This window comes from Variovorax sp. F042 (assembly GCF_057814215.1).
The window spans coordinates 302,071-321,926 of the sequence record NZ_JBVASX010000006.1 but is presented as its reverse complement, the minus strand read 5'-3'; the positions used below and the strand labels follow the sequence as shown (position 1 = coordinate 321,926).

Annotated in this window: 19 protein-coding genes; 7 read left to right on the top strand and 12 right to left on the bottom strand. The window is 68.3% G+C overall.

Translation table 11 applies throughout. The features are described from left to right. Positions 1 to 240 precede the first annotated feature (240 nt). The 3 genes from ACZYSP_RS21075 to ACZYSP_RS21065 are packed head-to-tail and all read right to left on the bottom strand — an operon-like array spanning position 241 to position 2,620. A complete protein-coding gene (locus ACZYSP_RS21075; RefSeq protein ID WP_489016336.1) occupies positions 241 to 816 on the bottom strand; it encodes a uracil-DNA glycosylase family protein in 576 nt (191 codons plus the stop codon). A 6-nt stretch (positions 817 to 822) separates the two neighbouring features. Then, complete coding sequence (locus ACZYSP_RS21070; protein WP_093057024.1) at positions 823 to 1,653, bottom strand: isocitrate lyase/PEP mutase family protein; 831 nt, start codon at positions 1,651 to 1,653, stop codon at positions 823 to 825. A gap of 49 nt (positions 1,654 to 1,702) precedes the next feature. Further along, entirely contained in the window at positions 1,703 to 2,620 is a 918-nt protein-coding gene (locus ACZYSP_RS21065; protein WP_489016334.1) for a LysR substrate-binding domain-containing protein, read from the bottom strand. A 127-nt stretch (positions 2,621 to 2,747) separates the two neighbouring features. On the opposite strand from ACZYSP_RS21065, the gene ACZYSP_RS21060 reads away from it, so the two are divergent. Together ACZYSP_RS21060 and ACZYSP_RS21055 are read left to right on the top strand one after the other, a co-directional pair. Next, complete coding sequence (locus ACZYSP_RS21060; protein ID WP_489016332.1) at positions 2,748 to 3,614, top strand: fumarylacetoacetate hydrolase family protein; 867 nt, start codon at positions 2,748 to 2,750, stop codon at positions 3,612 to 3,614. 32 nt (positions 3,615 to 3,646) lie between these two features. Continuing rightward, positions 3,647 to 4,255, top strand: coding sequence for a VOC family protein (locus ACZYSP_RS21055; protein ID WP_489016330.1), 609 nt, complete (start codon positions 3,647 to 3,649; stop codon positions 4,253 to 4,255). Between the two features lie 12 nt (positions 4,256 to 4,267). On the opposite strand, the gene ACZYSP_RS21050 is transcribed toward ACZYSP_RS21055, so the two are convergent. Genes ACZYSP_RS21050 through ACZYSP_RS21040 form a run of 3 tightly spaced genes read right to left on the bottom strand, consistent with a single transcriptional unit; the run spans position 4,268 to position 8,188 of the window. Beyond that, positions 4,268 to 5,653 carry an L-serine ammonia-lyase gene (locus ACZYSP_RS21050; protein ID WP_489016384.1) on the bottom strand — a complete coding sequence of 462 codons (1,386 nt, stop codon included), beginning with the start codon at positions 5,651 to 5,653 and terminating at the stop codon, positions 4,268 to 4,270. A gap of 4 nt (positions 5,654 to 5,657) precedes the next feature. Then, positions 5,658 to 6,827 (bottom strand): M20 aminoacylase family protein, encoded by a 1,170-nt coding sequence (locus ACZYSP_RS21045; protein ID WP_093174811.1) that lies wholly within the window; start codon positions 6,825 to 6,827, stop codon positions 5,658 to 5,660. Positions 6,828 to 6,847: 20 nt separating this feature from the next. Next, entirely contained in the window at positions 6,848 to 8,188 is a 1,341-nt protein-coding gene (locus tag ACZYSP_RS21040; protein WP_489016327.1) for a DUF3100 domain-containing protein, read from the bottom strand. Between the two features lie 141 nt (positions 8,189 to 8,329). Between ACZYSP_RS21040 and ACZYSP_RS21035 the strand changes: the two genes are divergently transcribed. Further along, a complete protein-coding gene (locus ACZYSP_RS21035) occupies positions 8,330 to 9,343 on the top strand; it encodes a LysR family transcriptional regulator (RefSeq protein WP_489016325.1) in 1,014 nt (337 codons plus the stop codon). 9 nt (positions 9,344 to 9,352) lie between these two features. Beyond that, entirely contained in the window at positions 9,353 to 9,811 is a 459-nt protein-coding gene (locus tag ACZYSP_RS21030) for a CopD family protein (protein WP_489016323.1), read from the top strand. Positions 9,812 to 9,822: 11 nt separating this feature from the next. Here ACZYSP_RS21030 and ACZYSP_RS21025 read toward each other — a convergent pair whose 3' ends face one another. From ACZYSP_RS21025 to ACZYSP_RS21010, 4 genes are all read right to left on the bottom strand, one after another. Beyond that, positions 9,823 to 10,242, bottom strand: a complete 420-nt coding sequence (locus ACZYSP_RS21025; RefSeq protein ID WP_093057033.1) for an organic hydroperoxide resistance protein — start codon at positions 10,240 to 10,242, stop codon at positions 9,823 to 9,825. Positions 10,243 to 10,400: 158 nt separating this feature from the next. Further along, positions 10,401 to 10,832 carry a VOC family protein gene (locus tag ACZYSP_RS21020; protein WP_489016321.1) on the bottom strand — a complete coding sequence of 144 codons (432 nt, stop codon included), beginning with the start codon at positions 10,830 to 10,832 and terminating at the stop codon, positions 10,401 to 10,403. A gap of 13 nt (positions 10,833 to 10,845) precedes the next feature. Beyond that, positions 10,846 to 12,081 carry a CaiB/BaiF CoA transferase family protein gene (locus ACZYSP_RS21015; RefSeq protein ID WP_440533115.1) on the bottom strand — a complete coding sequence of 412 codons (1,236 nt, stop codon included), beginning with the start codon at positions 12,079 to 12,081 and terminating at the stop codon, positions 10,846 to 10,848. A gap of 5 nt (positions 12,082 to 12,086) precedes the next feature. Further along, positions 12,087 to 13,286: an acyl-CoA dehydrogenase gene (locus ACZYSP_RS21010; RefSeq protein ID WP_093057036.1), complete on the bottom strand. Its 1,200-nt coding sequence runs from the start codon at positions 13,284 to 13,286 to the stop codon at positions 12,087 to 12,089. A 187-nt stretch (positions 13,287 to 13,473) separates the two neighbouring features. Here ACZYSP_RS21010 and ACZYSP_RS21005 point away from each other — a divergent pair, with 187 nt between their 5' ends. The 3 genes from ACZYSP_RS21005 to ACZYSP_RS20995 all read left to right on the top strand — a co-directional run bounded on the left by ACZYSP_RS21005 (position 13,474) and on the right by ACZYSP_RS20995 (position 17,334). Further along, on the top strand, positions 13,474 to 14,376 hold the full coding sequence (locus ACZYSP_RS21005) for a LysR substrate-binding domain-containing protein (RefSeq protein WP_489016318.1): 903 nt from the start codon (positions 13,474 to 13,476) through the stop codon (positions 14,374 to 14,376). A gap of 91 nt (positions 14,377 to 14,467) precedes the next feature. Continuing rightward, on the top strand, positions 14,468 to 15,178 hold the full coding sequence (locus tag ACZYSP_RS21000) for a 2OG-Fe(II) oxygenase (RefSeq protein ID WP_489016316.1): 711 nt from the start codon (positions 14,468 to 14,470) through the stop codon (positions 15,176 to 15,178). A gap of 218 nt (positions 15,179 to 15,396) precedes the next feature. After that, positions 15,397 to 17,334: an adenylate/guanylate cyclase domain-containing protein gene (locus ACZYSP_RS20995; RefSeq protein ID WP_097197489.1), complete on the top strand. Its 1,938-nt coding sequence runs from the start codon at positions 15,397 to 15,399 to the stop codon at positions 17,332 to 17,334. Here ACZYSP_RS20995 and ACZYSP_RS20990 read toward each other — a convergent pair. Both ACZYSP_RS20990 and ACZYSP_RS20985 read right to left on the bottom strand, forming a co-directional pair. Then, positions 17,331 to 17,774, bottom strand: coding sequence for a YbaY family lipoprotein (locus ACZYSP_RS20990; RefSeq protein WP_489016314.1), 444 nt, complete (start codon positions 17,772 to 17,774; stop codon positions 17,331 to 17,333). The genes ACZYSP_RS20995 and ACZYSP_RS20990 overlap by 4 nt on opposite strands. Before the next feature lie 7 nt (positions 17,775 to 17,781). Next, positions 17,782 to 19,788: an acetoacetate--CoA ligase gene (locus tag ACZYSP_RS20985; RefSeq protein ID WP_489016312.1), complete on the bottom strand. Its 2,007-nt coding sequence runs from the start codon at positions 19,786 to 19,788 to the stop codon at positions 17,782 to 17,784. Positions 19,789 to 19,856 lie beyond the last annotated feature (68 nt).

Below are 19,856 nucleotides of genomic sequence, written 5' to 3'. Positions count from 1 at the left end.
TTGCCGCGGGAAGATACCTCAGATGCGTGCTGCAGTTGGCTTGATTTTCAGTAAGCTGAGTAGACCATGAAGCTCGTGGCGGGAAATGGAATTGCCTTGATCATGAAGAAAGGGACCCATTCGATTTCTCATCGGTGCTTCCAGCGTCGATATGACCGACACCGGAGCAGTAGCAGCTCAGCGCAGGCCCGATTTCCCTCTTCCTTGACTTAGCCAAATACGGCTCCGCGGCAAGTGCAGCTATGGCCCTAACACACGCCGCACCCGCTCGCGCAGCACCGGCAGCACATCGCTCTCGAACCACGGGTGGTGCTTGAACCAGCCTGTGTTGCGCGGTGAAGGATGCGGTAGCGGAACAAAGCGCGGCGCATAGTCGGCGAAGGCCTCCACGGTTTCGGTGACGCTGCCGCGCGCCGTCTTGCCGAGGAAGTGGCGCTGCGCGTACTGCCCGATGAGCAGCGTCAGTTCGATGCGCGACATCTGCGCGAGCAGCCGCTCGTGCCACAGCTCGGCGCACTCCTTGCGCGGCGGCAGGTCGCCGCTGGCACCACGCCCCGGGTAGCAATAGCCCATCGGCACGATCGCAATGCGCGTCGCGTCGTAGAACACGTCGCGGTCGATGCCGAGCCAGCGGCGCAGCTGCTCGCCACTCTTGTCGTCCCACGGCACGCCCGTGCGGTGCACGGTCATGCTGGGCGCCTGGCCGACGATCAGCAGCCGGGCACTCGCGCTGGCCTGCACCACCGGCCGCGGGCCCAGCGGCAGATGCGCCTCGCATTCGCGGCAGGCGCGGATCTCGGCGAGCAGCGCATCCACGGTGCCTCAGCCGGCGAACGGGCGGAAGAAGGCGTTGAGCTCGGCGCCCGGTGCGGCATCTGCAAAGCCATCGAAGCGCCCCTGGTCGGCCAGCGTGCGCGCGGCGCGGATGAAGCCGCCCCAGGCCGCGCGCGCCATGCCGCCGCCCACGCTCACGCGGCGCACGCCAAGCCCGGCAATGTCCTGCATCGTGAGCTCGCTGGCCGCACCCACCAGCAGGTTGACCGGCTTGCCTCCTGCGGCAGCAACCACGGCCGCGATCTGCTCGCGGGTCTTGATGCCGGGCGCGTAGAGGCAATCGGCGCCCGCGTTCGAATAGGCCTTGAGCCGCGCGATGGCGTCGGCCAAGTCGGGTCGCCCGGCGAAGAAGTTCTCGGCGCGGCCGACCAGCAGCACGTCGGCGCCCGATGCATCGATGGCCTTGCGCGCGGCGCGCATGCGCTCGACCGCCACGTCGATGGAAAAGAGCGGGTCGGCGGCATTGCCCGTCGAGTCTTCGATGGACAGACCCGCCACACCGGTCTCGATCGCGAGGCGCACGCTCTCGGCCACGCCCTGTGCATCGGCGGCAAAGCCGTTCTCGAAGTCGGCATTTACGGGCAGGTCGGTGGCTTCCACCAGCTCACGCAAATGCGCCAGGATGAGTTCGCGCGACATCGCCCCATCGGCCTGACCCTGCGACCACGCAAAGCCCGAGCTGGTGGTGGCCAGCGCCTTGAAGCCCAGGCCTTCGAGGAAGCGCGCGCTGCCCGTGTCCCAGGGGTTCGGAATGACGAAGCAGCCTTGTTCGTGAAGGGCGCGGAAGTCGGCGCGTTTCTCGGCGACGGTACGGGTCATTGCAGTGCCTTTGTTTGTCTTGCGGGAGTTGGAACGAAAGAAGGGCCGGTCAGGATAAGCCTGTCCGCGCGACAGCCTCGCCCGGCGGGTTTTGCAGCAGGTAGTCGATGAAGGCGCGCACCGCCGGCAGCATGCCGCGCCGGGAAGCGAACGCGGCCTGGATCTCGCTGGTCGCACAGGCCCATTCGCCGCACACGCGCACCAAGCGGCCTTCGGCGAGCGCATCGCGGCACATGATCTCGGGCAGCAGCGCCAGGCCCATGCCCTGCTCGGCGAGGTGCCTGAGCGCGAACATGTCGTCGGTGACGAAGTGCGGCGTGAAGCCGAATTCCTGCACCTGCGCGCCGCGCTCCAGCGTCCAGCGGTAGCGGTCGTTCTCTGCGGGCAACGACAGCACGGGCCATGCGGCCAGGTCGGCGAGCCCCAGCGGCGCGCCAAGCTGCGCCAGCAGCGCGGGGCTGGCCAGCAGCACGTCGACGGTGGAGCCCAGCGGCCGGGCGATGAGGCTGGAGTCCTCGAAGGGCGGGCGCCGCACGCGCAGCACCACGTCGATGTTCTCCTGCATCGGATCGACGCGCCGGTTGCTCACTTCCAGCTGCAGCCGCACGCCGGGGCAGGCACGCATGAAGGCCGGAATCAGCGGCGTGAGCCAGAACTGCGCGAGGGTGAACGGGCAGCTCACGCGCAGCAGGCCCTGCGGCTGCGAGGTGGCCTGGCGCAGCACGTCGAAGGCTTCGTCGCCCGCCGCCACCGTGGCCTGGCAGCGCTCGTAGAACTCCCGGCCCACGCCGGTGAGCAGCAGGCGGCGCGAACTGCGCTGCAGCAGTCGCACGCCCAGACGCTCCTCGAGCTGCGAGATGCGGCGGCTCAGGCGCGACTTGGGAATGCCCAGGTGCCGGCTCGCTGCGCTGAAGCCCTGCTGCGTCACCACGTGGGCGAAGAGCGCCAGGTCGTTGAGGTCTTCCATGTCTCTCGTTCTGTTTTTCGTTCCACCGGCAGAACGATCCGTTCATGCCGGGCGAATTGTTCTGCGTTCGTTCCACCAGCATCATCGATCGCTCCCTGTCGGTCAACCACCCGTTCCAGCACACGCCATGAAACTCGCCAGCTTCCACCACCGCGACGCCCTTCGCTTCGGCGTGGTCCGAAACGAGGAAATCGCCGACCTGACGGACCAGCCCGGCGCGCCGCCCGGGCTGCGCGAGCTCCTTGCGCGCGGCGACGAAGGTATCGCGTGGCTGCACGCCGTGCTGGCGGAAGCACCCCGCGTGGCACTGGCCGGCGTGCGGCTGGCGGCGCCCATTCCCGCGCCGCAGAAGTTCCTGGGGCTCGGCGGCAACTACGCCTCGCACCTGGAGGAGGCCGCGAAGCTGGGGCTCGTGCGGCCACCGGGCCAGGTGTGGTTCAACAAGCAGGTGTCGTGCGTGGCCGGCCCCTTCGATGCGGTGCACAAGCCCCGCGTGTCCGACCAGTTCGACTACGAGGGCGAACTCGGCGTGGTCATCGGCAGGCGCTGCCGCCACGTGCGCGCGGAAGACGCGATGGCCATGGTCGCGGGCTACGTGGTGGTCAACGACATGAGCGTGCGCGACTGGCAGATGCGCGCGCCCACGCACACGCTGGGCAAGTCCTTCGACACGCACGGCCCCTTCGGGCCCTGGCTGGTGACGCGCGACGAGATTGCCGACCCGCACGCGCTGCGGCTGCGCACCTGGGTCAACGGCGAGCTGCGGCAGGACGGCAACACCGCGCAGATGATCCACCGCATCGAGGCCATGCTGGTCGAACTGAGCACCGCCTTCACGCTGGAGCCGGGCGACGTGCTGAGCACCGGCAGCCCCGCTGGAGTCGGCGGGCTGATGGACCCGCCGCGCTACCTGGTGCCGGGCGACGTGGTGCGCGTGGAGATCGAAGGCATCGGCCACATCGAGAACCCCGTGATTGCCGAACCCGCCGGTTGAGCGTTGCGCCCCAAAGAAAGAAGGAGACACCCATGAACGACATTGCGACCCCGGTACGCCCGCTACCCGACTTCACGCGCACCGCACTCAGCCCCGTCAAGCTGGCGCACGTAGTGCTGCGCGTGAGCGACCTGGCGCGTTCGCGTGCTTGGTACCTCGACGTGCTGCAGGCCCATGCCGCGTTCGAGAACGAGATGCTGTGCTTCCTGACCTACGACGACGAGCACCACCGCATCGGCCTGATCGCAGGACCGGAGCTGAAACACGAAGCCGACGCGAGCACGGGCCTGGAGCACATCGCCTTCACCTACGGCTCGCTCGGCGAATTGCTGGCCAACCATCGCCGCCTGGCCGCGCGCGGCATCCGGCCCTACTGGTGCATCAACCACGGGCCGACCATCTCGATGTACTACCGCGACCCCGACGGCCACCGGCTCGAGTTGCAGCACGACGTGTTCGAAACAGCCGAGGAAGTCAGCGCCTTCTTCGGCAGCGGCGCTTATGCCGAGAACTTCATGGGCGTGGTGTTCGACCCCGAAGCGCTGGCTGTGCGCTTCGAGGCCGGCGAACCACTGGCTTCGCTCACCGCGCGGCCCCGGCTGCCGGAGGGCAAGGCGCCGTGGGACATGTTCGTGCCCTGAGCTTCGGCGCGGTCAGCACTCCACCACGTTCACCGCGAGGCCGCCGAGCGAGGTTTCCTTGTACGTCGACTTCATGTCCTCGCCGGTCTGCTTCATGGTGCGGATCACCGCGTCGAGCGACACGTAGTGGCTACCGTTGCCGCGCAGAGCCATGCGCGCCGCATTGATCGCCTTCACCGCGCCCATCGCGTTGCGCTCGACGCAGGGGATCTGCACCATGCCGCCGACCGGGTCGCAGGTCAGGCCGAGGTTGTGCTCCATGCCGATCTCGGCGGCGTTCTCGACCTGCGCCGGCGTGGCGCCGAGCACCGCGGCCAGCGCGCCGGCCGCCATCGAGCAGGCGACGCCCACCTCACCCTGGCAACCGACTTCGGCGCCCGAAATGGAAGCGTTGGTCTTGTAGAGCATGCCGATGGCCGCCGCGGTGAGCAGGAAGTCGACGATACCCTCGTCGCTCGCCTGCGGCACGAAGCGCTGGTAGTAGTGCATCACGGCGGGCACCACGCCCGCAGCGCCGTTGGTGGGCGCGGTGACCACGCGGCCGCCGGCTGCGTTCTCCTCGTTCACCGCCATCGCGAAGGCATTGACCCAGTCCATCACCGCGAGTGGGTCGGCCGCGCCGGCCTGCGCCAGCAGCTCGCGGTTCAGCTCGGGGGCACGGCGTCGCATGCGCAGCGGGCCGGGCAGCGCATGCGCGGCCAGCGGGTTGTCGATGCCGAAGCCGCGTTGCACGCACTGCTGCATCACGCCCCAGATGCGCAGCAGGCCGCTGCGCACTTCCGCCTCGGGCCGCCACACGCATTCGTTGCGCATGACCAGCGCGGCCACCGACAGGCCGTTGTCATGGCATTGCGCCATGAGTTCGTCGCCGGTAGTGAAGGGATGTGGCACGGCGGAAGCAGCCGCCACCGTTGCGGCCACGGCCTGCCCGCCTTCGACGACGAAGCCGCCGCCGACCGAGAAGTACGTGCCCTCGGCCAGCGTGCCGCCATCGGCCGCGAAGGCCGTGAAGCGCATGGCGTTGGGGTGTTCGGGCAGCGACTCTTCGCCGCGGAAAGCGATGTCGCGCACGCGGTCGAATGCGATGGGCGTGGTGCCCAGCAGGCTCAGCTGGCCGGTGCGGCGAAGCGCCTCCAGCCGCGGCTGCACGGTCTCGGGCCGCACCGTGTCGGGCGCGTCGCCGAAGAGCCCGAGGATCACGCCCTGGTCAGTCGCGTGGCCGTGCCCGGTGGCACCGAGCGAGCCGAACAGGTCAACATGCAGCCGCGCCACTTGTGCAAGCACGCCGCGCTGTTCGAGCGATTGCGCGAACAGCAGCGCCGCGCGCATCGGCCCGATGGTGTGCGAACTGGACGGGCCGATGCCGATCTTGAAGATGTCGAAGGCAGAGAGCATCAGCGCATCATGCGACGGGAAGCTGCTGTTTGACCAGCGCCACCCAGTAGGCGGCGCCCAGCGGCAGGATGGCGTCGTTGAAGTCGTAGTACGGGTTGTGCACGTTCGGATCGTTCGGGCCCTCGCCCGCGCCAATGCCGATGTAGGCGCCCGGGCGCTTCTGCAGCATGAAGGCGAAGTCTTCCGAGCCCATGGCCGGCGGGATGTCGGTGTGCACCTGCTCGCGCTCGACCAGGCTGGCGGCGGCGGCGATGGCGGCGTCGGTCTCGGCGGGCGTGTTGACCACGCCGGGGTAGCCGCGGCGATAGTCGAGCGCCACCCGGGCGCCGTGCGTGACCGCAACGCCGTCGCAGATCTGCTGCATCGCGGCCTGGGTCTGGTCTTGAATGACGGGGTCGAGCGTGCGCACGGTGCCGCGCAGCACCACGGTCTCGGGGATCACGTTCCAGGTGTCGCCGCCGTGGATCTGCGTGACGCTCACCACGGCCGAATCGGTCGCGCCGGTGCGGCGGCTCACGATGGTCTGCAGTGCGTTCACCAGCTGGGCAGAGACCACGACCGAGTCGATGCCGGTCTCGGGCATGGCGCCGTGGCTGCCCTTGCCGGTGATGACGATCTCGAAGGTGTCGAGAAAGGCCGTCATCGTGCCCTTGCGGATCGCGAACTGGCCGCGCGGCAGGGCCGGGAAGTTGTGCATGCCGTAGACGGCGTCGGCCGGGAACTGCTCGAACAGGCCCTCTTCCACCATCACGCGGCCACCGCCCTCGTTCTCTTCGGCGGGCTGGAACACGAAGTGCACCGTGCCCTTGAATGGCTTGTGGCGCGACAGGTGCTCGGCCGCGCCGAGCAGCATGGCGGTGTGGCCGTCATGGCCGCAGGCGTGCATCTTGCCGGCGCACTTGGAGGCATGCGCCTGCGTGCCCAGCTCCTGCATGTTGAGCGCATCGAGGTCGGCGCGCAGCGCGATGCCCGGGCCCTCGCCATTCTTCAGCGTACCGACCACGCCAGTGCCGGCCAGGCCGCGATGCACCGTCAGGCCCATCAGCATCAGCGCGTTGGCGACGACGTTGGCGGTGCGGTGTTCCTCGAAGGCGGTCTCGGGGTTGGCGTGAATGTCGCGGCGCCAGCTCAGCATGCGGGCGCGGGTGTCTTCGTCGATGTCGGGGTCGCGGTACATGGCAGTTCTCTCGTGGGTTGTCAGTGGAAGAATTCGGCGATGAGGGTCGCACCGAGAAAGGTACCGGCCGTGGCGGTGAGCGACACCACCACGATGCGCCAGCCCAGCTGGCGGAACACCGGCAAATCTTTCGCGACGGAGAAGCCGGCCAGCGCGAGCACCGGCGTCGTAAAGGCAAGGAAGTTGAGCTTGGCGGTGAGCGCGATCAGCGCATCGGAGAACGGGAACAGGCCCGGAATGCCGACCACGGTAGCCACCACCGACAGCACCAGCACCATCGGCAGGCGCGGCACGAGGCGCTTGATGCCCTCGACCGCCAGCGCGATCGCCACCACCGCAGCCATGCCTTCGAGCGAGACCAGCATCGGCACCTTGTAGGTCAGCGAATTGCCGATGAGCACGCCGCCACCCACCACCGCCCAGGCGATGAGCGTGTCGCGCAGTGGCAAGGCACCGCCATGCGCCACGCTGACCTGCGACACGGCGTCCGTGCCTGCCGAGTCCTGCGCGCCGCGCTTCGAGAAGCGACCCAGCACCGGCTCCAGCTTGCCGTAGAGCCATGAGCACAACGGCAGCGACAGGAACAGCGTGAAGTAGAAGCCTGCCACCGTAGTCAGCAGGTTCGACGCGGCAGCGATGGCGGTGAGCTGCGGCAGCATCTCGGCCGGCTGCTGCGCGGCGATGGCGCCCAGCGCCGCGGCCATCAGGCTGCCCGAGCCCACGCCGGCGCCCATGGCCAGCGAGCGCGGATCGAAGATGTGCAGGCTGGCGATGAAGCCCGCCAGCACCGCGATGAAGAGCGCGCCCAGCACCGTGCCGGTGATGTACTCGGCCAGCACGCCGCGGCCCTCGGGCGAGGCCATGCCGTATTTCTCTCCGATGATCACGAGGTTGCCCTCGCGGCCCACCGAGAAGGTGGCGCCCACCGCCTCGCGCTTGATGCCCAGCAGCAGCGCCAGCGGCAGGCCCAGCGCCAGCGTGCCCAGTGCATGGCCGAACTCCTGGAACAGCAGCGCCCAGCCGGCCTGCTTGACCTGCGGCAACGCGGCACCGACCGTGAGGCCCAGCTTCACCACGAACAGCAGCAGGCCCGCATTCAGCAGGCCGCCGGCAAACGACTGCTCGGCAGTCGCCACGCGCGCCACGCCCGGCACACGGCTGTGCGCTATGCCCCATGCGGCCGCGATCAGCAGCGCCCACAGCATCGGCAGCAGCGCCACCTTGCCCGGGCCGACGCTGAACTGCACCGGGCCGATGAGCTCGGCCACAGCCACGATGGCCAGGGTGACGAGCGCGAGCTTGAGTTTTCCGGAGGCGCTGGAGGGCGCGGCAGCGGCAAGGACGGAGGCGGCAGAGGTCATGGGTGGGGCGTCTTTTCGTGGCGCAGTACCTGCGGGGTGCCAGCGAGTTTCGGCTTGCAGGTCTATTGCATCAATGACCGTAAATCGGGATATTCGATGCATTGAATGCAACACTCGCCACGAACTTCAGGAGACCGGGCCATGGACGACAAGCTCGACACGCGCCGCGTGCGCTACTTCATGCAGGTGCTCGACAGCGGCTCGGTGCGCGGCGCCGCCGACGTGCTCGACATGGACCCTTCGGCCGTGAGCCGCGCCATCGGCATCCTCGAACAGGAGTGCGGCGTGCCGCTGCTGGAGCGCCACGGCCGCGGCGTGGTGCCCACCGACGCGGGCGAGATGCTGGCTGGCTACGTGCGGCGCCAGAACAGCCAGAAGCAGCACCTGATGGCGCAGATGGACAGCATCCGCAAGATCGAGCGTTGCCACATCGACGTCGTGGCCGGCGAGGGGTACGTCGACTGGCTCATGCGCCACAGCCTGCGCGACTTCATGACCCGGCACCCGAAGATCACCATCGACCTCGACGTGGCGAGCACCGACGAGATCGTGCAGCGCGTGGTCGAGGAACGCGCCCACATCGGCATGCTGTTCCAGCCGCCGAAGGACGACAGGCTCACCTCCCACCAGTCGCACTCGCAGCCGATCCAGGCGCTGGTGCTGGCCACGCACCCGCTCGCGCAGCTGGGCCGTCCGCTGAAGCTGGCCGACCTGCTGCCCTACCCGGGCGCCACGCTGCATCGCAACTTCGGCGTGCGCCAGCACATCGAGGCGGCCGAGGTCAGCGAAGGCGTGCGACTGCCATCGCTGCTGACCACCACCTCGTTCAGCGCGCTCGGCCACTTCGTGTCGGCCGGGCTGGGCTATGCGCTGGGCACGCGCATCTCGCTCACGCCGAACGCCACCAACCCCGAACTGGTCGAGCTGCCGATGAAGAACCCGCTGCTGTCGCAGGGCCGCTCGCACATCGTGTCGCGGCACGGGCGCATGCTGTCGCCGGCCGCTGCCGAATTGCTGCGGTGCGTGGTGGCCGACATGCGGCGCTATGCCGATCTGGCCGCCGCCGGAGAAAGCGGAGAAGCGCGCAGCCTCGCGTGCACGAAGCGCTGCGGCATGAGGCACGACATTGCGCGCCTCGCCCTTTCGGTGTTCTGATCGGGCCCCATGTCGTACGCCATTCCGCTTTTCATTCACCTGCTCTGCGCCGCCTTCTGGGTCGGCGGCATGGCGACCATGCACTTCGCGGTGCGCCCTTCCGCCGTCGCCACGCTGGAGCCGCCGCTGCGCCTGCGCATGATGGCCGCGACGCTGCGGCGCTTCTTCGTGGGGGTGGACGCATCGGTCACGCTGCTGTTCGTGACCGGCGTGGCGATGATCCTCTCGGCGGGCGGCTTCCGCGGCCTGCACTGGCGCATCGAGGCGATGATGAGCATCGCGATCGTGATGGCCGCCATCTACGTCTACATCCGCGCCTCGGTGTACAAGGCAATGCGGCGCGCGGTGGAAGAAAGCGCCTGGCCAGTAGCGGCCGCGCGGCTCAACACCGTGCGCAAGCTGGTGATGGTGAACCTGGTGTTGGGCGTGATCGTGTTCGGAGTGGCGACCATCGGGCGGGCTGGCTGAGGCTGCGGCGCTCAGACCAGGTTGAGCTCGACGTCGATGTTGCCGCGCGTGAGCTTGGAGTACGGGCAGGTCTGGTGCGCGGCGTCGACCACAGCGCGGGCGGTTTCGCGCTCGAGGCCCGGCAGGCTCACGTTCAGGCGCGCGCGCAGGAAGTACTGGCCGTCTTCGTTGGCCAGGTCGACCTCGGCATCGACGGCCAGGTCGGCGGGCAGCTTGATCTTCATCGCGCCGGCCGCCTTGCCCATCGCGCCGATGAAGCAGGCCGACCAGCCCGCGGCGAACAGCTGCTCGGGGTTGGTGCCCGCGCCAGAGGTGCCGGGCGACGAAAGCCGGATGTCGAGGCGCCCGTCGTCGCTGCGCGATGCGCCGTCGCGCCCGCCGGTGGTGTGGGTCTTGCCGGTGTAGAGGATCTTTGCGGTGGTGGAGCTCATGGGGATTCCTTTCAGGCTCGCCGGAATGGCGATGCATGGATTGAATCGGCGGGCTGTATCCGCGATGTGTCGAGCGGGGCGCACTTTTGCATGCCCGTGTGTGCGGCGGGCGGCCAGACACACTGGCGTACAAAGCGGCCACTCGGTCGAGCCGCAGGTCAGCGAGGAGCGCCCTTGAGCTCTACGGTGTTGCCGTCGGGGTCGGCGATGTAGATCGAGGGGCCGTTGCCCTCGGCGCCGAAGTTGTTCTGCACCTCGCCATTCACCGCTACGCCGTGGGCAGCCATCAGCGCGCGAATGGCGGCTTCGTCGAAAGGCTCGATGCGCAGGCAGATGTGGTCGACGTTGCGGCCTTCCACGCCAGCAAGCGCCCCGCCCTGTTTACCCAGTGGGCCATCGGGCGTGACCAGATCGATCAGGCTCGCGCCGGCGCGCAGGTGCACGAGCCCCAGGTCGTCGCGGCGCTTCTCGATGGCGCAGCCCAACACGTCGCGGTAGAACGTGATGGCGCGTTCGATGTCCTTCACGCGCAGCACGATGTGGTCGATGCGCAGCACCGAGAACGGTGGCGTGCGCATCGGGCTCGTCATGGCTGCCTGGTGGTCAGACCACACCGGCCGATCGCAGGGCGTCGAAGCGGGCGGCGTCGATGCCCATTTCCGCCAGCACTTCCTGCGTGTGCTGGCCCAGCGCCGGTGGTGCATGGCGCAGCACGGGCGGCGTGGCCGTCAGGCGCAGCGGGCTCGCCACGCCGGTGATGCTGGCGATGCCGTCGCCCGCATCGCGCGGCAGCGTGACCGCAAGGCCGCGCGCCTTGACTTGCGCGTCATCGAAGGCCTGGGCAATGTCGTTGATCGGGCCGCAGGGCACGGCCTTGTCTTCGAGCAGCGTGACCCACGCGGCCGTGGTGCGGGTGCGCGTGAGTTCTTCCATCATCGGGATCAGCACCAGGCGGTGCTTCACGCGCAGTGTGTTGGTGGCAAAGCGCGCGTCGGTCGCCCATTCCGGATGGCCGGCTGCTTCGCAGAAGCGCGCGAACTGCCCGTTGTTGCCGATGGCCAGCAGCATCGAGCCGTCTTGCGTCGGAAAGTCCTGATACGGCGCGAGGCTCGGGTGCGTGTTGCCCTGGCGTTCGGGCGCCTTGCCGGTGTTGAGGAACGCGCTCGCCTGATTGGCGAGGATGGCCATGCCCACGTCGAGCAGCGCCATGTCGATGTGCTGGCCTTCGCCTGTGCGGTCACGCACCTGCAGCGCCGCAAGGATGGCGGTGCTGGCGTAGACGCCGGTGAACAGGTCCGTGAGCGCCACGCCCACGCGCAACGGGCCGCCACCGGGTACGTCATCGGGGCGGCCGGTGATGCTCATCATGCCGGTCATGGCCTGGATCATCAGGTCGTAGCCCGCGCGCTCGGCATAAGGGCCGTCGTGGCCGAAGCCGGTCACGCTGCAGTAGATGAGGCGCGGGTTGGCCGCGCGCAGGCTCTCGTGGTCGAGGCCGTATTGCTTGAGGCCACCGGTCTTGAAGTTCTCCACCACGATGTCGGCCTGCGCCGCCATTTGCCTGAGCAGCGCCTGCCCCTCGGGCGTGGCCATGTCGACCGTGACCGAGCGCTTGTTGCGGTTGCAGGACGTGAAGTAGCTCGCCTGGTCGGTGTCGTTGCCGTCCGCGTCCTTGATGAAGGGCGGACCCCAGGTGCGCGTGTCGTCGCCGACGCCAGGGCGCTCGATCTTGACGACGTCGGCGCCCAGGTCCGCCAGGATCTGCGTGCACCACGGGCCCGCGAGCACGCGGGACAGATCGAGGACCCTGATGCCGTCGAGTGCTGCGGGCTTGGTCATGCGGCTCAGTTGGCGAAAGCTGCAATGCCGGTGATGGCGCGGCCCAGAATGAGCGCGTGGATGTCGTGCGTGCCTTCGTAGGTGTTGACCACTTCCAGGTTCACCAGGTGGCGGGCCACGCCGAATTCGTCGCTGATGCCGTTGCCGCCCATCATGTCGCGCGCCATGCGGGCGATGTCGAGCGACTTGCCGCAGTTGTTGCGCTTCATGATCGAGGTGATTTCCACCGCGGCGATGCCTTCGTCCTTCATGCGGCCCAGGCGCAGGCTGCCTTGCAGGCCCAACGTGATTTCGGTCTGCATGTCGGCCAGCTTCTTCTGGATGAGCTGGTTGGCGGCGAGCGGGCGGCCGAACTGCTTGCGGTCCAGCGTGTACTGGCGGGCGCGATGCCAGCAGTCTTCGGCAGCGCCGATCGCGCCCCACGAGATGCCGTAGCGGGCGCTGTTGAGGCAGGTGAACGGGCCCTTGAGGCCCTGCACTTCGGGGAAGGCGTTTTCTTCGGGGCAGAACACTCCGTCCATCACGATCTCGCCGGTGATGCTGGCGCGCAGGCCGACCTTGCCGTGGATCGCCGGAGCCGACAGGCCCTTCATGCCCTTTTCGAGCACGAAGCCGCGGATGGGGCCGACCGTGCCGCTTTCGCTGACTTCCTTGGCCCACACCACGAACACGTCGGCGATGGGCGAGTTGCTGATCCACATCTTCGAGCCGCTGAGCGAGTAGCCGCCCGGCACCTTCTTGGCACGCGTGGCCATGCTGCCGGGGTCGGAGCCATGGTCGGGCTCGGTCAGGCCGAAGCAGCCGATCCATTCGCCGGTGGCGAGCTTGGGCAGGAACTTCTGCTTTTGCGCTTCGGTGCCGAATTCGAAGATCGGCACCATCACCAGCGAACTCTGCACGCTGGCCATCGAGCGGTAGCCCGAGTCGACGCGCTCGACTTCACGGGCGATCAGGCCGTAAGCCACGTAGTTGAGACCGGGGCCACCGTACTGCTCGGGGATCGTCGGGCCCAGCAAGCCGAGTGCGCCCATTTCGCGAAAGATGGCGGGGTCGGTTTCGCCGGTGCGGAAGCCTTCGATGACGCGGGGCGCAAGGCGCTCCTGGCAGTAGGCGTTGGCCGCGTCGCGGATCATGCGTTCTTCGTCGGTCAGTTGCTGGTCGAGAAGAAGGGGGTCGTCCCAGTGGAATTGCGCTTTGGCGGCCATGTGGCTGTCTCCGGAAATTAGGGGAAAGGTGAAAAGAGGGGGAATGGGGCCGATGCTAGCCATGCGGGGGGCATGACGCAAACGATGATTCCGCACCCAGATATGCGTTCGTAGAATGTCTTGCAAGATGTTCGATCGGCCTCTTCATTGGTAAGGCCAGGGTTTCATACATACACCCGAGGCATACATGCGCCGCAAGATCCCACCCCTGCAAACCCTCGTGTGCTTCGACGCCGCCGCGCGCCACGAGAGCTACACCCGCGCTGCGCAGGAACTGGCGCTCACCCAAAGCGCCGTGTCGCGCCAGATCGGCACGCTCGAAGCCTTCCTCGGCGTGGCGCTGTTCCGCCGCACGCGGCACGGGGTAGCGCTCACGGCCAGCGGCGCGGCCTACGCGCGGCAGATCACCAAGCGGCTGGAAGCGATGGAGCGCGACACGCTCGACGCAATGGCCCACCAGGGCGAAGGCGGCTCGCTCTCGCTGGCGGCCGTGCCCACCTTCGCCACCCGCTGGCTGATGCCGCGCCTGAAGGGCTTCGCGGCGCTGCAGCCCGACGTGGTGGTGCACATCGAGACGCGCACCCGCCCCTTTCTGTTTGCCGACGCCGAGTTCGACGCCGCGCTGTACGCCGGCACGCCCGCGCAGGTCGAGAACTGGGCCGGTACGCGCGCGCTGCTGCTGATGCACGAAGACGTGGTGCCGGTGTGCAGCCCGTCGCTGCTCGCACGCGGCAAGGCCGTAACGCCGGCCACCATCGCGAAGATGCCGCTGCTGCAGCAAAGCACGCGGCCCGACGGCTGGCGCCAGTGGTTCGACGCGCAGCAGATCGACGCGCCCAACGCGCGCGGTGGTCCGCGCTACGAGCTGTTCTCGATATTGGCCGCGGCCGCGTCGCACGGGCTCGGCGTGGCGCTGATGCCGACGATGCTGGTGGCCGACGAACTGGCGCGCGGCGAACTGGTGGTGGCGTGCGCACGGCCCTTGTCGGGCGAGCGCAACTACTACCTCGTGACGCCGGAGCGAGCCGATCAGCGGCCGCTGCTGAAGTTCTTCAGCGACTGGCTGCTGGAGCAGGCCCGGCAGGGTTGACGCGCCGCTAGCGCAGCGTGATGCCGAGCGAATCGAAACCCGCGTCCGGAAACGGCGAGCCTCGATGGCTCGCAGGCGGGACACTGGGCGCATGACAAGAAAGCCTTCCCGCATCGATTCGCTCGACTGGCCCCGCATCGAAGCGGACCTCGCCACCCGCGGCTGCGCCGTCACCGGCCAGCTGTTCACTCCCGAGGAATGCGCCGCGCTCACAGCCATGTACGACGAAGGCCACCGCTTTCGCAGCCGCGTGGTGATGCAGCGCCACGGCTTCGGACAAGGCGAGTACCAATACTTTGCAAACCCGCTGCCGCCCAGGCTCGCGGCATACCGCAGCGCGCTGTACGAACGCCTCGCGCCGCTGGCCAATGCGTGGGCTGCGGCGATGGGCCAGCCGGCCGACTACCCGCCGGACCACGCCGCGTATCTCGCGCGCTGCCACGCGGCGGGCCAGTTGCGCCCCACCCCGCTGCTGCTGCGCTACGACGAGGGCGACTACAACTGCCTGCACCAGGATCTGTACGGCGACCTGCAGTTTCCGCTGCAGCTCACGGTGCTGCTGAGCGAACCGGGCGAAGACTTCACCGGCGGCGAGTTCGTGCTGACCGAGCAGCGCCCGCGCATGCAGTCGCGCGCCGAGGTGGCGCCGCTCGCGCAGGGCGAGGCGGTGATCTTCGCGGTCAACCAGCGGCCTGTGGCCGGCACGCGCGGCAGCTACCGCGTGACGATGCGCCACGGCGTGAGCCGCGTGCGTTCGGGCCGGCGGCATACGCTGGGCATCATCTTTCACGACGCGCGCTGACAGGCCGCTTCCACGCGCTTCCACGACTCCGGTCTAGACAGGCCTGAGCCACCGCGGCGCTGTTCAGTGCCGCACAGACAGCCGAAGTCGAGCGAAAATCGCGCCCGCCTCCGGCGCCACCAGGATCCCCGACACCAACGATCGAGGCCGTGGCTCACCGAAGGTCGGCCCGCGGCTTCGCTGCAGCGGGTGCGTTCGAGTGGTCGTCAGGGAGCTGTATGAACAACAAGAACTCTTCCGGGAATCCGGAAGTGGCTGGAAAGCCGTCGGTCGAAAAATCTGTCACACAACCGGCACCGGCCGGGCGCTCGCGCCGCTTCCGGGTGGACGTGGGCACCATCGTCAGCGTCGTGGCGCTGGCCCAGTCGCTGCTGCTGGTGTCGCTCGGCTACTGGGGCTCGCAGCGGCTGGTGTCGCGCATCGGCGTGTCCGCGCACAAGGCCAACCATGACCGCACCGAAGACAAGGTGCTGGCCTTTCTGCAGAAGGCCGAGTCGGTCATCAACGCGGTGGGCACAGCCCCCAGCCTGCAGCCCGCGGGCGAGCACTCCGAAAGAACGGCGGAGCTGCTCTGGACGCTGCTGCAGCAGTCGCCCGAGCTCGACAGCATCTACGTCAGCAACGAGAAGGGCCAGATGCTGATGGCGCTGCGCTACCCGGTGCCGGCCATGCGCTACATCGAGCGCGGCGCAGGCTCCACCACCGAGACCTGGCAGTACAAGCTGCCGCTGGATGCCGAGGCCGACGTGCAGCAGCGCTATGCCACGCAGCGCCTCGAGTCGTTCCGCAGCAACTACAACCCGACGCAGCGCAGCTGGTACGTGCAGGCATGCAAGGCACAGGGGCCCATCTGGACGCAGCCGTACGTGTTCGCAGCCGCGCAGGAGCTTGGCGTGACCTACGCACTGCCCAGCAAGCGCCGCTACGCCGACAGCAGCGCGCAGGCGCTGGTGGTGGCGGGCGACGTGTCGCTCGGGCGGCTGTCGGAATTCGTGCGCCAGTTCAGCAGCGACGGCTACGGCGACAGCGCGCTGCTGAGCGCCGACTTCCGCGTGCTCGCGCGCAGCGACATGCCGGGCGTGCTGCACGAGCTGCAGCCGCCCAGCGGCGTGCTCGGTGCATTGCATGCGCACATGGTGGCCGACGGCACGGCGGGCGGCGGCACCGACACCGAGTTCTCCTTCACCCACGAAGGCCGCCGTTATCTGGTGCAGGCCTCGCGCATTCCCAGCACCGGCTGGCAACTGGTGAGCTGGGTGCCCGAAGACATGCTGCTGGGCGACCTGCACCGCGCGGTGCTGTGGGGCCTGGCGCTGGCACTGGTCTTCCTGGCGATGGCGTTGTTCATGTCGCTGAAGCTGTCGAAGCTGGTGACTGCGCCGGTCGAGAACCTCTCCCACATCGCGCGCCGCATCGGCCTGCTGGAGCTGGACAACCTGCCGCGCGAACCGAGCCGCGTGCTCGAGATACAGCACCTGGACCAGGCCCTGGACGACTCGGCGCGCAGCCTGAAGGCCTTCAGCAAGTTCGTGCCGGTGGACGTGATCAACCAGCTGATCGACGCGGGCCACACGCTCGCACCCAGCGGCTCACCGCGGCGCGTGACGGTGATGTTCACCGACGTGGAGGGCTTCACCTCGATCTCGGAGTCGCTCGACACCGACGTGCTGGTGGTCATGCTGACCGAGTACTTCAACCTGGCGACGGGCGTGTTCGCGCGGCACGGCGGCGTGGTCGACAAGTTCATCGGCGACGGCATCATGGTGCTGTGGGGCGCGCCCTCCGACCTGAAGGACGCGGAATACAAGGCCTGCCTGGCCGCGCTGGAGCTGCACGTGGAGATGGACGATCTCAACCGCAAGTGGGCGGCACAGGGCCTGCCCGAGTTCCGCACGCGCGTGGGCATCCACACAGGCACGGTGATCGCGGGGGTGCTGGGCTCGAACGACCGGCTGTCGTACACGGCGTTCGGCGACGTGATCAACGTGGCGAGCCGCATCGAGGGCTTCAACAAGCAGCTCGGCACGCAGACGCTGATGTCGGAAACCACCTTCGCCGGGCTCGGCGGCCGGCTTCACACGCGGCGCATCGAGGAGCAGGCGGAACTGCGCGGCCGGCAGACGCGCATGGTGCTCTACGAGTTGATGACTTCCTAGCGCGGAGCCTGGGCGACGCGCACCAGCACCAGGTCGGCGCTGGTGGCGCCGCCTTGCGTGAGCACGGAATACTGCGTGTCGTTGATGAACAGCAGCTGGCCGCCGCGCGAGATACGCGCCGACACGGCGTAGCGCATGCGCGGGTCGATGCGCGCGGCATCCACCTTCAGCTCGTAGGCAAAGGGCACCTGCTTGCCGTTGGCCTTGATGCGCTGCTCGGCAAGCACGGTCGAGGGCGCGTCCATGCGCGACACGTCGAGCAACTGAACCACGACTTCGGCCGCGGGGTCGAGCGCGATGCGTTCGCGGTAGGTGACGGTGCCGCTCACGCGAAGCTGCGCGGCACCGCCTGCAGCTGGCGAAGAAGGCACTGCGCAAGCGCTCAGCAACGAGGCGCCTGCGATGACGGAGAACATGAGGAGGCTGGTGCGTCTTTTCATGCGGCCATTATGCGGAGGCACTTGCGGAGGCACGCTGTGCGGCAAAGGCCACGTACCAGTCCAGGCTGCCGGGGTTTGCCATCGCCTCGCGGTTGACCACCTTCTCGATAGGCTGGCCCAGCAGCAGCTTCTTGATCGGCAGCTCCTGCTTCTTGCCCGAGAGCGTGCGCGGGATCTCGGCCACCTGGAAGATGTCGTTGGGCACGAAGCGCGGCGACAGCGAAGTCTTGATGGCGTTGTTGAGCCGCGCGCGCATGGCGTCGTCGAGCGACACGCCGGGGCGCAGCACCACGAACAGCGGCATGTAGCTGTCGCGGCCCAGGTATTCGAGGTCGACCACCATCGAGTCGAGTACCTCGGGCAGGCCCTCGACGGCGCTGTAGATCTCGCTGGTGCCCATGCGCAGGCCCTGGCGGTTGATGGTGGCGTCGCTGCGGCCGTAGATGATGCAGCCACCGTCCTCGCCGATCCTGATCCAGTCGCCGTGGCGCCACACGCCGGGGTAGGTGTCGAAGTAGCTCGACACGTAGCGCGCATTGCCTTCGTCGCCCCAGAAGTAGAGCGGCATCGACGGAATGGCCTTGGTGCACACCAGCTCGCCGACTTCGCCGATGACCGGCTGGCCCTGCTCGTTCCACGCCTCGACCGCATGGCCGAGTTCGCGGCACTGCATCTGGCCCGGCACTTCGGGCAGGTCGCGGTTGCCGCCGACGAAGGCGCCGCAGAAATCGGTGCCGCCGGAAATGTTGCACCACCACACCTCTTTCGAACCCGCCTCGAGAATCTGCTTCGAGCCCCATCGCTGCACCTCTTCGGGCAGCGGCGAGCCGGTGCTGCCGAGTGCACGCACGCGCGACAGATCGCCGCATTCCTTCGCGACAAGGCCGGCCTTCATGCAGTTGGTGAAGTAGGCCGCGCCCGCGCCGAAGAACGTGACCTTGTGCCGCGCCACGAAGCGCCACAGCACGCTCCAGTCGGGCTTCTCCTTGCTGCCCGCCGGGTTGCCGTCGTAGATGCAGATGGTGGCGCCGAAGGCCATGCCCGAGAGCTGCGAGTTCCACATGACCCAGCCGGTGGAGCTGTACCAGTGGTAGCGCTCGCCGAAGTTGTTGGCGCCGTAGCTCGCGCCCACGTCGTTGTGCAGGCCGCAGGCGTGCATGGTGAGGATGATGCCGCCCTGCCCGTGCACGATGGGCTTGGGCAGGCCGGTGGTGCCGCTCGAATAGACGATCCAGATCGGGTGGTCGAAGGGCAGCCATTCGGGCTCGAAGGCGGCAACCTCGGCACCGTTGCGCTCGGTGGCCTGCGCCCAGTCGACATCGTGCGGCACGGCATTGGCGGCGTACGGCGACTTCACCAGCAGCAGCTTCTGCACGCTCGGCAGCTGGCCCCGCAGCTCCTGCAGCACGGCGCTGCGGTCGAGCGGCTTGCCGCCGTAGTGCACGCCATCGACGGCGATCAGCACCTTGGGCTCGATCTGGCGGAAGCGGTCGGCCACGGCGGCCGTGCCCATGTCGGGCGCGCACACGCTCCAGATCGCGCCGATGCTGGAGCACGCGAGAAAGGCCACCATGGTCTCGGGCACGTTGGGCATATAGGCCGCAACGCGATCGCCGCGCTGCACGCCGAGCGACTTGAGCGTGAGCGCTACTGACGCAACCTGGCGGCGCATTTCGGGCCACGACATCTCGCGCACTTCGCCGCGTTCGTTGTCGCTCACGATGGCGGGCATGCCGGCCGCGTGTGCCGCATCGGCATGGCGCAGCACCTCGCGTGCGTAGTTGACCTGGGCGCCCGGGAACCAGCGCGCGCCGGGCATGCGCGATTCGGCGAGCACGGCTGTGTGCGGCGTGGGCGACTCGATGCGGGCGTAGTCCCAGATGCTCTGCCAGAAGGCATCGAGCTCGGTGACGGACCAGCGCCACAGGGCGTCGTAGCTGTCGAACACGAGGCCGCGCGTCTCGCGCAGCCAGTCTTGATAGAGGCGGATCTGGGGGATGTTGGGAGCGGGCATGGCACGAGCGTAGCGCTGCGAACGACCGTGCTCAATCGGGGTTGACCTCAGGGTTTGTACGTGTGTTC